The sequence below is a fragment of the Aggregatibacter segnis ATCC 33393 genome, from assembly GCF_000185305.1.
In the GTDB taxonomy this organism is placed as follows: domain Bacteria; phylum Pseudomonadota; class Gammaproteobacteria; order Enterobacterales; family Pasteurellaceae; genus Aggregatibacter; species Aggregatibacter segnis.
This window is the reverse complement of sequence record NZ_GL622200.1, coordinates 1,969,894-1,985,684: the sequence shown is the minus strand read 5'-3', so window position 1 is coordinate 1,985,684 and position 15,791 is coordinate 1,969,894. Positions and strand designations below refer to the sequence as shown.

Genomic DNA, 15,791 nt, shown 5'->3' with positions numbered 1-15,791 from the left:
TAAAAATACGAGAAAAAATTGGCGTTAGTGTATCTAATGCGCACGCAAAAGCAAAGAAGAAATCAGGTTTCACGCCTTATAATCCCCGCTAAAAATGCCAATTTAACCCCAGAAAAAGGAATCATCATGTCAGCCCTTTATCAAGCCCTTCCCGCCGTCGATAAATTACTCAAAACCCCGCAAGGAGAACAATTCGTGGCAGAATTTGGTCATAGTGCCACCGTCAATGTTTGCCGAGACTTGTTACAACAAGCACGCGAACATATAAAACACCATGAAAACCTACCGCACTTTTTACAAACGGATGACGCGACCTTTCAGTACATCCGCCAACAATTATTGTTACAACAACAGGTCAATATTAAGAGCGTACATAATTTAACCGGCACGGTATTACACACCAATCTCGGGCGCGCGTTGTGGTCACCGGCGGCACAACAGGCGGCACTAGACGCTATGCAGGGCAACGTGGCATTAGAATATGATTTAGCGGCTGGCGAACGGAGCCATCGGGACAACTACATCAGCGACTTACTGCAACAACTCACGGGCGCCGAAGCAGCCTGTGTGGTGAACAACAACGCAGCGGCGGTATTGCTGATGTTGGCGACTTTCGCGCAGGGTAAAGAGGTGATCATCTCCCGTGGTGAATTGATTGAAATCGGCGGTGCTTTCCGCATTCCCGACATCATGGCGCAGGCAGGTTGTAAACTGGTGGAAGTGGGCACTACCAACCGCACCCATTTAAAAGATTATCGCAACGCAATTAACGAAAATACCGCCTTTTTAATGAAAGTTCACAGCAGTAACTACCAAATTTGCGGTTTCACGCATTCTGTTGACGAACAAGAACTGGCGGAATTAGGTAAAGAATTTGGCATTCCGGTCATCACAGATTTAGGCAGCGGCGCGTTAATTGATCTGAAACAATTCAATTTGCCGGAAGAACCGACGGTGCAAGAAAAATTACAACAGGGTCTGGATTTGATTTCCTTCTCCGGCGACAAACTGCTTGGTGGGCCACAAGCGGGGATTATCGTGGGTAAAAAAGCATTGATTCAACAGCTACAAGCCCATCCGCTCAAACGCGTGTTGCGTTGCGACAAAGTTACTCTTGCCGGTTTGGAAGCCACTTTGCGTTTGTATTTGCAGCCGGAAAAAATTACCGAAAAACTGACCGCACTTCATCTGCTCACTCAGCCTATACCCCAATTACAAGCACAAGCAGAACAACTGAAAGTGCGGTTGGAAAATCGTTTAAATGCAGATTACGTTATTGCGATCGAACCAAGCGAAGCGCAGGTTGGTAGTGGCTCCCAACCGTTGGCACGAATTCCGTCAGTTGCAGTAACCATTGCGCCGGCAACAGAAAAAATGCCGACAAAAACCACCGCACTTTTCGCCCGTTTATTGGCGCTACCGCAACCGGTTATCGGGCGCATTGAACGGGATAAAATTTGGTTGGATTTACGCAGTTTGGCCAATCTCGAACGCTTGCTTAACACGTTGGAGGCATTATGATTATTGTCACATCCGGACACGTTGACCACGGCAAAACCGCGCTATTACAAGCCCTCACCGGCACGCATACGGCGCATTTACCGGAAGAAAAAAAACGCGGCATGACCATTGATTTGGGCTACGCCTATTTGCCGTTAAAAGATCAAATCCTCGGTTTTATCGATGTACCGGGGCACGAACGTTTTCTTGCCAATATGTTGGCGGGCTTGGGCGGCATTCATTACGCCATGCTTATCATTGCCGCAGACGAAGGCGTGCAAGCGCAAACCATCGAGCACTTAAGCATTTTGAGCTTGTTGCAATTGCAGGAAATCATGGTGGTGATCACCAAAGCCGACCGCGCCGATGCGCAACAAATTGACGCATTAGAACAACAGCTACGCCAACAATATGCCATCTTGGCGAACAGTAAATTCTTCGTGACCTCTGCCACCACCGGTCAGGGCATCGAAACGCTACGCGATTATTTGGCGCAGTTGCCGGAATTATCGGACACGGAAAAACCGTTCCGTTATGCCATCGACCGTATTTTTACCATTAAAGGTGCCGGCACCGTGGTGACCGGCACCGCATTTGCGGGCAAGGTTGCCATTGACGACGAATTGTATTTAAGCAATGGACAAAAAGTGCGGGTGAAAAATATCCACGCACAAAATGAACAAAGCACGGAAGGCTTGGCGGGGCAACGACTCGCGTTAAATATTAACTTGGATTTCGACCGCACGTTAATTGAGCGCGGCGATTGGTTGTTCTCCCAACCGCCTACCAAAGCGACAGATCGCATCACCGTTTGGCTAGAAAACCAAATTCCACTGAACGAAAGCCAACCGGTGCATATTTATCACGCCGCCTCACACACCACGGGCAAGTTGACGTTATTGCAACAACCCAAACTCGCGCCTCAGCAACAAGCGCTGGCAGAACTGATTTTAGAACAACCGTTGTTTTTGGCGCATGGCGACAAAATCATCTTACGTAACAGCAACTCGACCGCCGTACTCGGTGGCGCAAAAGTGATTGAAATCCATTCACCGAAACGCCATAAGCGCACAGAAGCCCGTTTCGATTATTTACGCCAACTGATTCAAGCAGAAACAGCCGAAAAACGCACCGCACTTTATCTTCAAAATCATGCAGTGGAAGCCGAGCAGTTGATGTGGATTGAACAACTGACAGACTCACAACTGAATGATATTCTTGAAAAGAACGGCGACATTCGCTTCCAAAGCTGGTGCTTTAATGCCGATTATCGTGCACAACAAACGTCGAAATTATTGACCGCACTTGCGCAATATCACGAACAACATCCCGACCAACTCGGCTTAGGTAAAGCCCGTTTGTATCGCATTGCAGCACTGAATCAGCCGGAAAAACTGATTTATCATTTTATTGATGAATTATTAGCCGAAAATCAGCTACAACAAACCCGTGGTTGGCTACATACCGCCGATCATAAAATTCAATTTAATGAACAAGAACGTGCATTATGGCAGCAAGTTCTAGAACAATTTGAGCAACATAACGGACAAGCGTTGTGGGTACGTGATCTTGCAGGCTTATTAGGACAGGAAGAAAGTGCCATGCGCAACTTCCTCTATAAAGCCGGTAAATTAGGCTATCTCACCGCTGTGGTAAAAGACCGATTCTTCCTGACCGAAAATATTTACGCTACCGCCCGTTTGATTAAACAACTAAGTGCCGGGAAAGAAGGTATATCGGTAAACGAATTGCGTGATGCACTACAATTCGGACGTAAAATGACCGTGCAATTGGTAGAATATTTCGACCGCTGTGGCTTCCTGCGTCGCAAAGGCAATATTCACATATTGCGCGATGCGGACGTATTTGATCTATAAAGTGCGGTCGATTTTCACAACATTTTTATACAAGGAGTTTCTATGAAAAAACTGCTCGTTTCTGCTTTAGCCGTCGCCGGTCTAACGCTTACCGGCTGCAATGATGAAGAAAAAAACATCCTTTCCGAACAAGTGAAAAAACAAACCCAAACCATCGAGCAGCTAAATGCACAAGTGAATACCTTACAAAGACAGGTTTTGGATTTGGCGGAAAATCAAGCCATTCGTGTGGAGCCGGAGGTATTATTTGAAAAATCTGAAACCATCAAGTTTGATAACAAATCGCCTAACAGTCTTGCCCCTGAAGAAGCTGAGGTAAAAATCAGCGTGAAAAGCTTAAAAGCGAATATGGATTGGTTAACGGATTTACTGGTAAATGAGTTAATTCGCCAGTTCACGGCTGAAGGTAAAGTTAAAATTGAGAATAAACAACAATTTGTTGACTACTTACAAACCCTTTATGCCGATAGCGTCAAAGAGGTGAAAGAGTTTGAGCTGATTGGCATAAGTACCAATGTTGACATGGAATACCTTGGGCAACGGGAAAATATCGCAACTTTCACCATAGGTTATCATCATTATTCCGGTGGTGCGCACGGGATGTATTCAACCCATTTTGTGAATGTTGATTTAGACAAAAAAGCCGTCATTCAATTAGACGATGTCTTTACTAAAGCACAACAAAACAAAGTTAAAGCGTTGCTATGGGAGATTTATCAAAATGAATCTCGTGGCGATAACGGTGAACGACAAGAGCCATTCACCGCAAAAGCCGATTTTTACCTCAGTGATAATTTCTATTTTTCACAAGATGGCATTGTGTTTGTCTATCCGCCTTATGCCCTTGGCCCTTATGCAGCAGGTGAAAAGGAACTGCGCCTGTCTTTATATGATGATGAAGTCAAAGCCTTGTTAACACCGGCATTTAAATTTTTAGGAAAAAATTACGTTGGATATGAATAACAAACAAAAATCCCCAAGCGCATACTTGGGGATTTTTTTAATTCTCTAACTCTAAACTCAAGACATCCGGTTCATTCTTTAGCAATAAATACAATTCGTGAATGGTATCTTTGTCATTAATCGTGCAACGAATCGTCAATTTAGTTTCACCGTTTGCCTGATCTTTCATATTAATATTTTCAATCAGATGATTATGGGTATGTAGAAGCTGGATAAACTGCCCAACCGCAGCCGGCGACGCCAATGTGGCAGTAATACGGGTTTTCTTCTTTTTCTCATAACGACGCACCCAAAGATGCACAGACGGGCTCAAACGAATGGCGATTAAAATCATAAAGGTGGCAATAATCGCATCAAAATAGAAGCCCGCGCCGGAAGCAATGCCGATACCCGCAGCCGCCCAGATAATCGCCGCCGTGGTCAAGCCGGAAATAGCATCGTTGTGCTTACGTAAAATCACGCCCGCACCAAGGAAACCGATGCCGCTAATCACCTGTGCTGCCAAACGCATTGGATCGGTACGAATATTTTCCGACACTTGGGCATAATGTTCAGCCGATTGAATGGAAACAATGGTTAATACACAGGTCGTCACCGCAATAATCATGCAGGTTTTTACCCCCACGGGTTTGGCTTTTAATTCGCGTTCCAAACCGATAATGCCACCCAGTACCATGGCAAAGGCCATTTTAACGAAAATAAAGAAATGGCTGTCTCGCGCCAAGCTTTCAAATAAAACAGATAGGTTACTCATAATGCTAAATTGTTAATCCAAGTGATTGATAAAGTTGTTTTAGTTCATCTTGCGTTAAAGTGCGGTAGGTTTTTGGCGCTAAATTTTGGAGCGTAAAACCGGCAAGCTGACAACGAATTAAACGCAATGTCGGAAAGCCAATATGCGCTGTCATTCTGCGTACTTGCCGATTTCGCCCCTCATAAATTTTAATTTCTAACCACGATGTAGGAATATTTTTTCGCTCGCGAATGGGCGGAACGCGTTGCCACAAACAATCAGGTTCGGAAATCAACCGCACTTTTGCCGGTTTTGTCATACCATCTTTTAATTGCACGCCTCGCCGAAGTTGCTCTAACGCGGTTTCATCAGGCACGCCTTCCACCTGCATCCAGTAAGTTTTTTCCATTTTAAACTTAGGTTCCGCCAAGCGATGTTGAATCTCCCCGTTGTTAGTCAACAGCAACAATCCCTCACTATCGCGATCCAACCGCCCGACAGGATAAACCTCAGCGATATCAATAAAATCTTTCAACGTGCTGCGGCCATTTTCATCACTAAATTGGCACAACACATCAAAGGGTTTATTAAACAGGATAACTTGCGTTTGAGAAAACGCGATTTTAGATCTAGAAAAACCACAAAAATGAACCGCACTTTGCGTTGGTTTTCTCCATTTTTGGGGTTTTCGCCGAAAAGATGTTGGCTGCATAAACAAGGTATTCATAAAAATTTTGCATACTTTAGCACCAATTGAAGCAAAATCTAAATTTATGCCCGAAATAAATGCACAAAATAGGGAACTTTTTCATCATTAGCGTTTTATTCGGCATTTTACTCCTTTTTTTAGCAAGTTAACGTTGGTTTTTTATAAATCTCATTTTTTTATTCTAAAAATTAAATTTTAAAACAGAATAAAAAACTATTATTTAAAAATAATTTAATGAAAAATAACGTAAATTTTCATAATTTGTTATTTTTGTCTATTGACTCGCATTTTTATTGATTTATATTGACGCTCTAACATTTTTTTAACTTTAACAGGTTGTTCCATGACTCAAACACATAAACGTGAAACATTCTCCGGACGCAGAGCCTTTATTTTTGCGGCGATCGGTTCGGCAGTCGGCTTGGGAAATATTTGGCGTTTCCCTTATGTTACTTATGAAAACGGCGGCGGCGCCTTTATTTTGCCTTACATTGTGGCGTTATTAACGGCCGGTATTCCTTTGGTCTTTTTAGATTATGCTTTAGGCCACAAATTCCGTGCCTCTCCACCACTAGCTTATCGCAAACTCAAAACCGCCTTTGAAACCTTCGGTTGGTGGCAAGTGATGATCAACGTGATTATTGGTCTTTACTATGCGGTTATTCTTGGCTGGGCTGCGAGCTACGCTTATTATTCCTTCAGCTCCGCTTGGGGTAGCAATCCGGTAGATTTCTTCTTGCACGAACACATTAAGATGGCAAGTGAAGTGGCATTAAGCTTGGATTTTGTTGACACTGTTGTTGGTCCGTTACTTGCCGTGTGGATTATCACGTTGTTGATTCTTTCTTTTGGCGTACAAAAAGGCGTAGCACGTTCTTCCGTTATCTTTATGCCAATTTTGGTGATCATGTTCATCACCTTGGTGCTTTATTCCTTGTTCTTACCAGGTGCAGAAAAAGGTCTTGATGCTTTATTCTCACCAAACTGGGACAAATTAGCTGACCCAAGTGTTTGGATTGCCGCATATGGTCAAATCTTCTTCTCACTTTCCATTTGCTTCGGCATCATGTTGACTTACGCCTCTTACTTGAAAAAAGAATCGGATTTAACCGGTGCAGGTTTAGTAGTTGGCTTTGCTAACAGTAGCTTTGAAGTATTAGCGGGTATCGGCGTATTCTCTGCCTTAGGGTTCATTGCTGTCGCCAACGGACAAGATGTCAGCGAAGTAGCAAAAGGCGGTATCGGCTTAGCCTTCTTTGCCTTCCCAACCATTATTAACCAAGCACCGTTAGGTCAATTATTGGGCGTATTATTCTTCGGTTCTTTAGTTTTCGCCGGGTTAACTTCTTTCATTTCCGTATTAGAAGTAATCATTGCGGCGGTACAAGATAAATTACGCTTACGTCGTGCACACGCCACGTTCTTGGTTGGCTTACCAATGATGGTCGCATCTACCTTATTGTTTGGTACGGCAGCCGGCTTGCCGATGCTTGATACCATGGACAACTTCGTCAACATGTTCGGTATCGTTGCCGTAGCGTTCTTCTCTTTACTCTCCATCATCGTTACCGGCAGATTAAAAGAACTTGGTGAACACTTAAATGAAACCAGTTCTTTCAAAGTTGGCGCAATCTGGAAAGCCTGCATTGTAGTTACCACCGGCGTATTAGCATTCATGCTTTACAAAGAAGCCACTAAAGTATTGGCAAACGGCTACGAAGGCTATCCGGAATGGTTCGTTAATACCTTCGGCTGGGGCATGGCGATCGGCTTAGTCATCATCAGCTTCTTACTTTCCCGTTTACCGTGGAAAAATATCGTACAAAAACAAGGAGAAAAATAAGATGTCAACCAATGCAATTATCATGATGGCTATCGCGCTTATCATTATCTGGGGCGGATTATTGGTTTCCGTCATCAGATTACCAAAAGAATAATTTAGCTTTCAAAAACAAAAATCCCATCAAATCATTGATGGGATTTTTTATATAGGAAAAGTGCGGTGGGTTTTTCTAAACGTTTTAAAATTTTTATTTCCATTTATCATGTTCTCAAACAATAAAATCTCAAAAAAATTCTCCATTACCGTTGTATCTCTAAAAAATGAAATATCACAAAATAAGCCTTGTCCATTAGGACGTTTATTTTAACTCACTTTTTAGGAGAACTAATTATGTCTAAATCATCTATGAACACTACGGCAGCTTCACGCATTCAATCATCTACTGCAAAAGCACATGGTGGATTGGTTGCAGCAAATTCTTTCGCCGCACGCGCTCAATCTGCAGCGGCACGTAATAGCAATGCTAGTGGTAAAAAATAGGTAATGCTTGCGACATAGCAGTTTTAAATTGCTATGTCGCAAAATTTAGGAGAAAATCGTGAAAAACACTCATCTAAATAAATATGTAAATTCTCTTCTTAGTCTTGGTTTCAAAACCAAAAAAGGTAAAAAACATAACATATTAATTGGTCCGAACAATCGTCGTCTTGCTATTCCATCAACACCAAGTGATTATCGAGCTTTTCAAAACTTTATTCATGATGTTAAACGTTATTTAATATGAGCCTAACTATGTTTAATACAAAATCTCTATTCCCAACACCCTTAGAAAATCTACGTTTTTTTACACAGCTATGTGATTTACCAATTAAGGAGAATAAAAAAGAACTTGATGATATTGTTTACAACAAAACAATTCATCCTAATAAGCTAAAGCGAATCGTGAATGAAATATGGCATGACAATGTAAAAGAAGTATTTCCTGATGAAATTGTTAAAACAACAAGTGATGCAATAATCCATCATTTTCGTTCCTATTTAGATCTAGTCGGAGAAGTTCCCGTAGATGGATTGGATAGAAAGAAACTTCAGCTTATTTTAATTTTATTTTATTTCTCCGCTGTCACACATCAATTTCTCATACAATGTGTACCTGAAAAATACTTTTTCCCTAATATAGAAAGTTTAATTGATCACAAGAAAAACTCAGTAAAAACCATATTAATTCACCTGAAAGAAAATAATCATCTTTGGCAAGAATATATAAAGACTTTAGATCGAGACGGAAAAAACAAGCTAGGACGTTGGGAAAGAGGTGAATATTTATTTTCTTATCAAGAACTAAAATCACTAGGTGATAAGTCAGAAGAATGGAAAAAAATCAAATTCTGGTTATTCATTGCCCGTATATTTGATGCAATACGTAAAGAAGAACTGTCAGATCTTTTCTTTTTTAGCTTACAAAAATTTCACCAACTATATCAAAACAAAGGGGCCAACACTGCTTCATCAATTTCATATTATTCTTTATTGAGTGCCATCGTTAAAATTCAACAAGTCACTAACCAAAAATTGGCGCAACAAGTGGCTACCGATTATGGACAGCTACGATTTGAACATTTATCTTTAGATAAATTAAAAACATCTGAAGCTAAAGACTTGGCTTGGCGTGAACTGACCGTTTTACGCGCTATAGTGAAAAACTATGGAGAACTTGAAAACCAAAAATATCATTGGGATTGGTTACAAGCCCGATGGCTATTACTGTCAGGTAATTTAGAAAAGGCGGTAGAAATGTATAAACAAGCTGTCGACAATGCTTTATTCCGGGCAGGTAAAACTCTGAAACATATTGTTCAAGAAGCGATCGTCGCCAGTGCATTTTTAGAAAAAAAAGATAAATTATCACAAAGAAAATTACTTTCTCATTTAAAAAATGCAGCCATTCTATTTAACTATGAACTGCCTTCTATAAACTCTGACACAGAGAAAATCAATCATAAAGAAATGATTGCAGATTGGGAAGTTGATATGTGGGCAAGAGCATTTGGACAAGTTTTTCCTAGACAAGGTTGGTTTAACGGAACAGATTATCCATTGCTAAAACCACGATCAATCTCTTTATCTACTTTTGATTACGAAAGCATTAAACCTGATTATAAGAATCCAAACAGAATAGTCTCCATTGCTGATGGTACAAAAAGAATGCCACAATTAGTTTATTTCTGTTGGAGATGGGGCGAAAGAGCGATTAGTAAAGAAAAAGAAAATGATATATTCAAAATTATTAAAAAACTTCTAGATAATAATGCAGATGTAAATGCACTGAGCAGTGAAAATGAATCCGCATTACTATTTGCATTAGAAACATTAAATGTATTAGCTTTACCCTGCGTTAAACAAAATCGGAGATTATTTGATTTATTAATTCAATATTCACATACACCAAAAACAATCAATTCTCAAACATCTAAAAAACAAAAATATCCTTTGCGCCTAGCAGTGGAAACCGGCAGAGCGGATGTTGTACAAAAAATTTTAGAAATGGGAGCTAAACCTGATATGGTCAATTTTGAAAAATTGACACCATTATACTTTTGTATGAGTATGTTTGATCAATTAACTAATCCACAAAAGATTAAAACATTAATAGAAGAAAGTTATCCATTAGATAATCAGCAAGCGCAGCTACAACAAGAGTATTTCCGACGTAATTCAGAAAAGGCTTTCTACTCTTGGCAAAAATCTACAGATAATCTGGAAATTGAAGAAATTATAAAAAGTGTAAGTGTTGAAGTCACTCAAAAACAGTTAGAGAAGTATTCCTCAGAAGAAGAGCTATTAAAAATAGTTCAACTATTGCTTGATGCCGGTGCAGATCCTAACTATAAACATGATGTTCAACATATTCGCGGATACACGCCACTGATGCTAGCGATCGAATTAAATAATAATCTTGTATTTGAAGCAATGAAAAAAGCTGGTGGTGATACATCTATAACGTATGATTATTATGATGGTAAAAAATGGTGTAAAGGATCTTGTGCAGATATTAAATCATATTACTCTAGCCAAGATATTGAACTATAAGATACTTTGTGAATGCTAAAAAAGCCAGTTTATCTAAATTCTATTCAATAACAGCAGTGTAAAAAAATCCCATCAGTTATCTGGTGGGATTTTTGTTTGTATCAAAAGTGCGGTGGATTTTCTCAGCGTTTTAAAACACCATGAAAACCCACCGCACTTTGACGTTCAACAAGCCTTAACTATGACATCCGTCCGTTGGCGATTGGAATAACCTGATCACAAATTGCCATAGTGGAAGCGCGATGGCTCACTAGGATGATCAATTTTTCTGCTTTCACGTTTAGCAAGGATTGCAAAATCATGGCTTCGTTTAAGCTATCCAGATTGCTGGTCGGTTCATCTAACAAAATAATCGGTGCATTGTGCAAGAAGGCGCGGGCAATACCGATACGTTGTTTTTCACCGTCGGAAAGGTTGTTCCCCATTTCAGTGATTTTGGTATCGTAGCCTTCCGGCAAACTCATGATAAATTCATGAATAGAGGCTTTTTTCGCCGCTTCAATCACTTGCTCTTTTGTTGCCTTACGGTTTGCCAACACAATATTTTCATACACCGTTTCATTGAAAATATAGGTTTGTTGGGTGATGTAAGCGATATTGTCGCGCAAATTCACCGTATTAATGTTTTTTAAGTCCGTATCGTTAATGCAAATACGACCTTGTTGCGGATCGTAAAAACGCATCATTAATTTCAAAAGGGTACTTTTCCCGCTACCGCTGCGGCCGTGAATACCGAGAATTTCGCCTTTTTTGATCTGCAAATTCACATCAGACAAAATTTGTTCGTCCGCATAAGCAAAACTGACATTTTCTACGTTAATTTGCTGTATGTCAGTCATATTCACGCCGTTTTCAACATCTTTTAATTCCGGTTGTTCTGCCAATAATGCCAAGACACGTTCACCGCTGGCGAGGGTTTGCAATAAGTTGTTAGACAGGTTACTTAAAGCAATCACCGGACCGTAACTGGACATCAATAAAATCACACCAATGAGCAAGCCGGCAAAATCAATGTAATCGTAAGCAAAGAGCGTTAAGCCCACCAATAAAATCACGATATTGAAGAAAGACACCGCAATTTCCGTGAACGAACGCACGTTGCCTTCTTGTTGTTTGATTTTTAAAAAGGCTTGGTCGATTTTTTCACTGCGTTGGTGAATTTCCTGTAAGCGTTTTTCCTCGTTGCCGAAAAGTTGAATTTCTTTCATGCCACGAATGCTGTCAAGGAAGAAATCGTTCATTTCGCCAACTAAGTCACGGTATTTGCGGCCATCTTCACGCGCCATTTGGGTGGTGACGATAGGCAAAATAATGCCAACGGTCACATAAGCTAAAAATGCCACCAACACGAACCACCAAGAAATATGAGCGAATACCGCCAATAAAATACCAGAGGTTAAAAAGGCAATGGCGATCGGCGCGATGGTGTGGGCATAAAACACTTCCAACAATTCAATGTCGTTGGTAACCAAAGAAAGCAATTGACCGGATTGTTTGTCCTGCAATTTCACAAACGCCAAACGACGCAATGCGCTGAATACTTTGTCGCGCAACAACGCCAATAATTTGAAGGCGATGTAATGGCCCGACATTTGTTCCAAATAACGCAAAATACCACGCGCTACCGCAAGCACAATAAGTGCGGTCAAAATTTGCGATAAATTTAAATGGGAGTGGAAATTAAGCAATTCCGACAACCCCATCGCACCCAGCACCATAATGAAAATAGCACTGAGGAAACCAAGGGTACCCATAATAATGGTGAAACTCATGATATGCGCCAATGGCGTCACCAATTTCATGAGCTGCCACATGACGACAAATCCATTCTTACGCATGATTTGCCCCCGTTCTGATATTTTCTAAATTCTTTTGTTGATTAAACATTTCTGCATAAATTCCGTTTTCAGTCATTAAAGAAGCATGATCGCCCGATTCTGCCAAGTGACCGCTTTGTAACACATAAATTTGATCGGCATTTACCGCATTCGCCAAACGATGAGAAATCATGACGATAGTTTTTTCGTGTTTAAGCTGTTGAATAAATTGCAGAATGATTTCTTCACTTTCTACGTCGATGTTACTGGTGGCTTCATCGAAAACGTATAAGTCGGCATTGTGCAACAACGCTCGCGCCAACGCTAAACGTTGAATTTGACCGCCGGACAAATTAGTTCCGCGACTTAATAAGGTCATATCCAACCCGCCGTTTTCACGGACGAAATTCGCCAAATTCACTTGTTCTAAGCATTGATAAATAGCGTCATCAGAAGCATCGGACAATGCCATCAACATATTTTCTCTGAGGCTACCTTTGAAAATGTAACTGCTGTGGCTCACCAACGAAACATGACGATATAAGGAATGACGGTTAATTTGTTTAATATCGACGCCGTTAAACAAAATTTCTCCTTGCTGCGCTTGGTAAAAGCTCATAAGCAAGGAAACCAGCGTGGATTTACCGCAACCGCTTTTACCCACAAAAACCGTTAATTGCTTCGGCTGAATATTAAGGTTTAAGCCGTTAATAGCCGGTTTTTCTGCAGAATAGGCAAAATGCAAATCCTTAATTTGCACGGTAACTTCATTTTTAGCCGGAAAATCCACCGCACTTTTGTTTTCTTCTACCGGGGTATCTAACAGCGTAAAGATTTTTTCTGAAGCCGCCTTGCCGTTCATCGCCACGTGGAAGAAAGAACCGAGTAAGCGTAACGGAATGAAAAATTCGGAAGAAAGCAAAATAAATAAAATGACACCAAAAATGCTTAAATTACCGTCTTGGTATTGCAAAAGCGCTATCAAAATCCCCAACGCTGCACCGCCGTAAGCCAATAAATCCATTAAAGAAACGGAGTTCAGCTGCATGGTCAACACTTTCATGGTGATGGTACGGAAATTCTCCGCTTCAATATCCATTTGTTTGGCTTTGTAGTCGTCATCTTGATAGATTTTTAAGGTAATCAAGCCTTGTAGGTTATCCAAAAAACTACTGCCTAACCCCACATAAATAGACCAATATTTCGCCAATAAACGTTTCGCGATTTTATTTACCGCAATGATGGACATTGGAATTAACGGCACACAAACCAAAAGAATTAATGAGGTTGGCGCGTTAAAAAAGACCAAGAAAACAAACAATGTGAGCGGTGCAAGCAAACTATAAAACAACTGCGGAAGATAACGACCGAAATAAATTTCCAGTTGCTCCACGCCTTCAGATGCCACTTGGATCACGGAAGAGGTAGATTGTTGGTTAACCTGATTCAGCGGCATGGAAGACAATTTTTGATAAATCAGTGTGCGCAATTTATGCTTCACTTGCGTACTCGCTTTATAGGAGGCTTTCACCGCCATTTTTCCTGCCCAAGCACGCAACGCCAGACAAGCAACCAAAACGACGGTAAAAATGACCGCACTTTGTAGTGTAAGTGTGCGCTCAAACGCCCATTGCAAACAAATGGCAAATACAACCGCACTTATAATCCCGCCGATTAAGGCGACCCAGTTCCATAAGACATTAATAGCAATCCATTTTTTGCTATCTGCGACTGTGTTTATCAGCCGTTTATCAATCATCATAACGTTTATTTTTCCTTAAAAAAATCATATGAGTAAAAAGGGCTACATCATAACATTTTTATAACAAATGATAATTAATTTTATTCTAATTTTTGGTGTTTTTATATTTGACGCTTAATTTTAAAACAAAAAAATAGCACCTTAAGAAAGGTGCTATTTGTATAAAATTCAAATCAGGTTATAGGAAGATATTAGCAAATAACAGACCGAAACCTAAACAGAAAATCATACTTAATAAACCCGGTAGCATGAAACTGTGGTTGAAAATATATTTACCAATTCGTGTAGTACCGGTGGTATCAAAGTCAATTGACGCAATGATTGGACCGTAGTTCGGGATGAAGAAATAGCCGTTTACCGCAACAAACACACCAATCAAGATTGCCGGTGGAATACCAAGAGCAATACCCAATGGGAATAGAGTTGCTACAGTAGCACCTTGGCTGTTAACTAACACTGAAAGTATGAACAAGGCGAAAGCAAATGTCCAAGGTGCGGTTTCGACTAAACCTTTTACTAAACCTTTAACTTCTTCCATATGGGCTTGCATTAAGGTATCACCTAACCATGCAATACCGAAAATAGCGATTACCGCACGCATACCGGCGTGGAATACAGAACCTTTAGTAATTTCAGTGCCATCCGGTTTACAGGTTAAGATAATTAACGCACCGATAGATAGCATGATGATCTCAATGGTATGCGCCATACCCATTGGTTTGCCATCAAATACCGGACGAAGAGAAGGCATTGCTCCCATTAACACAACAAGTAATGCACCAAATAAGAAAAGGGATACGGAGATTTTGGCGGATTTGCTAATTTCAAGCTCTTTACCGACAACAGTTGAATTAAAGGCTTCCGCATATTTTGGATCGTGTAAACGACGTTGATATTCCGGATCATCTTTTAATTCTTTACCCATTTTATTGACAAATAGACAAGCGCAGAAAATTCCCAGAATAGTAGAAGGAATTGTAACGATTAACACATCCCCTAAATGAATGCCTTGCGGTTCAAGATACGCGACAACTGCAACTACAGCGGCAGCAATCGGACTGGCAACAATCGCAAATTGAGAGGCGATAACCGCCATGGACATTGGACGTTCAGGACGGACGCCATTTTGACGACTCACTTCAGCAATTACCGGTAATACAGAATAGGCAACGTGGCCCGTACCGGCTAATAGCGTAAAGGTCCAAGTCACTGCAGGGGCGATAAATGTAATATGTTTTGGATTGCGACGTAAAATATTTGTCGCAATTTTGATCATGTAATCTAAACCACCTGATGCTTGCATTGCTGCTGCCGCAGAAACTACTGCCATAATCATAAACATCACGTCAATTGGCAAACCTGCCGGTTTTAAACCAAAACCGAAAGACAAAATAGCAAGCCCCAAGCCGCCAAAAACACCCAAACCGATACCGCCAACACGTGCACCGACCAAAATACAGAGCAACACGATGGCGAATTGAAGTAAAAACATAGCAGACATACTGCCTCCTTAGAGAATGAAAATAAAATCTGTGTAACGTATAAGAAATTATACTC

At 40.8% G+C, this 15,791-nt stretch carries 13 protein-coding genes; 8 read left to right on the top strand and 5 right to left on the bottom strand.

What is annotated here, in order from left to right; genetic code table 11:
• Positions 1-126 precede the first annotated feature (126 nt).
• Genes selA through HMPREF9064_RS00140 form a run of 3 tightly spaced genes read left to right on the top strand, consistent with a single transcriptional unit; the run spans position 127 to position 4,340 of the window.
• Complete coding sequence (gene selA / locus HMPREF9064_RS00130) at positions 127-1,521, top strand: L-seryl-tRNA(Sec) selenium transferase (protein ID WP_032998051.1); 1,395 nt, start codon at positions 127-129, stop codon at positions 1,519-1,521.
• Positions 1,518-3,377: a selenocysteine-specific translation elongation factor gene (gene selB, locus HMPREF9064_RS00135; RefSeq protein ID WP_006719942.1), complete on the top strand. Its 1,860-nt coding sequence runs from the start codon at positions 1,518-1,520 to the stop codon at positions 3,375-3,377. The genes selA and selB overlap by 4 nt, the downstream gene beginning before the upstream one ends.
• A gap of 42 nt (positions 3,378-3,419) precedes the next feature.
• Positions 3,420-4,340, top strand: coding sequence for an RsiV family protein (locus tag HMPREF9064_RS00140; protein ID WP_006719940.1), 921 nt, complete (start codon positions 3,420-3,422; stop codon positions 4,338-4,340).
• A gap of 37 nt (positions 4,341-4,377) precedes the next feature.
• Here the strand turns inward: HMPREF9064_RS00140 and HMPREF9064_RS00145 are convergent, their stop codons facing one another.
• Complete coding sequence (locus tag HMPREF9064_RS00145) at positions 4,378-5,094, bottom strand: MgtC/SapB family protein (RefSeq protein ID WP_006719938.1); 717 nt, start codon at positions 5,092-5,094, stop codon at positions 4,378-4,380.
• Positions 5,095-5,098: 4 nt separating this feature from the next.
• Positions 5,099-5,785, bottom strand: a complete 687-nt coding sequence (locus HMPREF9064_RS00150; RefSeq protein ID WP_050540585.1) for an rRNA large subunit pseudouridine synthase E — start codon at positions 5,783-5,785, stop codon at positions 5,099-5,101.
• A 340-nt stretch (positions 5,786-6,125) separates the two neighbouring features.
• Here HMPREF9064_RS00150 and HMPREF9064_RS00155 point away from each other — a divergent pair, with 340 nt between their 5' ends.
• The 5 genes from HMPREF9064_RS00155 to HMPREF9064_RS00165 all read left to right on the top strand — a co-directional run bounded on the left by HMPREF9064_RS00155 (position 6,126) and on the right by HMPREF9064_RS00165 (position 10,655).
• Complete coding sequence (locus tag HMPREF9064_RS00155) at positions 6,126-7,625, top strand: sodium-dependent transporter (protein WP_006719934.1); 1,500 nt, start codon at positions 6,126-6,128, stop codon at positions 7,623-7,625.
• A gap of 1 nt (position 7,626) precedes the next feature.
• Positions 7,627-7,719: a methionine/alanine import family NSS transporter small subunit gene (locus tag HMPREF9064_RS09870; protein ID WP_005702403.1), complete on the top strand. Its 93-nt coding sequence runs from the start codon at positions 7,627-7,629 to the stop codon at positions 7,717-7,719.
• Between the two features lie 236 nt (positions 7,720-7,955).
• The gene (locus HMPREF9064_RS10005; protein ID WP_006719933.1) at positions 7,956-8,105 is read left to right on the top strand and encodes a hypothetical protein; all 150 of its coding nucleotides are present in this window, start codon (positions 7,956-7,958) and stop codon (positions 8,103-8,105) included.
• Between the two features lie 58 nt (positions 8,106-8,163).
• A complete protein-coding gene (locus tag HMPREF9064_RS00160) occupies positions 8,164-8,349 on the top strand; it encodes a hypothetical protein (RefSeq protein ID WP_006719931.1) in 186 nt (61 codons plus the stop codon).
• 8 nt (positions 8,350-8,357) lie between these two features.
• On the top strand, positions 8,358-10,655 hold the full coding sequence (locus HMPREF9064_RS00165; RefSeq protein WP_155811793.1) for an ankyrin repeat domain-containing protein: 2,298 nt from the start codon (positions 8,358-8,360) through the stop codon (positions 10,653-10,655).
• A 179-nt stretch (positions 10,656-10,834) separates the two neighbouring features.
• Here HMPREF9064_RS00165 and cydC read toward each other — a convergent pair whose 3' ends face one another.
• The 3 genes from cydC to HMPREF9064_RS00180 all read right to left on the bottom strand — a co-directional run bounded on the left by cydC (position 10,835) and on the right by HMPREF9064_RS00180 (position 15,735).
• Positions 10,835-12,493, bottom strand: coding sequence for a thiol reductant ABC exporter subunit CydC (gene cydC / locus HMPREF9064_RS00170; RefSeq protein WP_006719927.1), 1,659 nt, complete (start codon positions 12,491-12,493; stop codon positions 10,835-10,837).
• Positions 12,486-14,234: an ABC transporter ATP-binding protein/permease gene (locus tag HMPREF9064_RS00175; RefSeq protein WP_006719925.1), complete on the bottom strand. Its 1,749-nt coding sequence runs from the start codon at positions 14,232-14,234 to the stop codon at positions 12,486-12,488. Before HMPREF9064_RS00175 ends, cydC begins: the two co-directional genes overlap by 8 nt.
• Before the next feature lie 178 nt (positions 14,235-14,412).
• A complete protein-coding gene (locus HMPREF9064_RS00180; RefSeq protein ID WP_006719923.1) occupies positions 14,413-15,735 on the bottom strand; it encodes an anaerobic C4-dicarboxylate transporter in 1,323 nt (440 codons plus the stop codon).
• Positions 15,736-15,791: the final 56 nt, after the last annotated feature.

What these genes read in the sequence shown, in the direction of transcription:
- selA (WP_032998051.1), top strand. Translation starts at nt 127, where the DNA reads ATGTCAGCCCTTTATCAAGCCCTTCCCGCCGTCGATAAATTACTCAAA.
- selB (WP_006719942.1), top strand. Translation starts at nt 1,518, where the DNA reads ATGATTATTGTCACATCCGGACACGTTGACCACGGCAAAACCGCGCTA.
- HMPREF9064_RS00140 (WP_006719940.1), top strand. Translation starts at nt 3,420, where the DNA reads ATGAAAAAACTGCTCGTTTCTGCTTTAGCCGTCGCCGGTCTAACGCTT.
- HMPREF9064_RS00145 (WP_006719938.1), bottom strand. Translation starts at nt 5,094, where the DNA reads ATGAGTAACCTATCTGTTTTATTTGAAAGCTTGGCGCGAGACAGCCAT.
- HMPREF9064_RS00150 (WP_050540585.1), bottom strand. Translation starts at nt 5,785, where the DNA reads ATGCAGCCAACATCTTTTCGGCGAAAACCCCAAAAATGGAGAAAACCA.
- HMPREF9064_RS00155 (WP_006719934.1), top strand. Translation starts at nt 6,126, where the DNA reads ATGACTCAAACACATAAACGTGAAACATTCTCCGGACGCAGAGCCTTT.
- HMPREF9064_RS09870 (WP_005702403.1), top strand. Translation starts at nt 7,627, where the DNA reads ATGTCAACCAATGCAATTATCATGATGGCTATCGCGCTTATCATTATC.
- HMPREF9064_RS10005 (WP_006719933.1), top strand. Translation starts at nt 7,956, where the DNA reads ATGTCTAAATCATCTATGAACACTACGGCAGCTTCACGCATTCAATCA.
- HMPREF9064_RS00165 (WP_155811793.1), top strand. Translation starts at nt 8,358, where the DNA reads ATGTTTAATACAAAATCTCTATTCCCAACACCCTTAGAAAATCTACGT.
- cydC (WP_006719927.1), bottom strand. Translation starts at nt 12,493, where the DNA reads ATGCGTAAGAATGGATTTGTCGTCATGTGGCAGCTCATGAAATTGGTG.
- HMPREF9064_RS00175 (WP_006719925.1), bottom strand. Translation starts at nt 14,234, where the DNA reads ATGATGATTGATAAACGGCTGATAAACACAGTCGCAGATAGCAAAAAA.
- HMPREF9064_RS00180 (WP_006719923.1), bottom strand. Translation starts at nt 15,735, where the DNA reads ATGTCTGCTATGTTTTTACTTCAATTCGCCATCGTGTTGCTCTGTATT.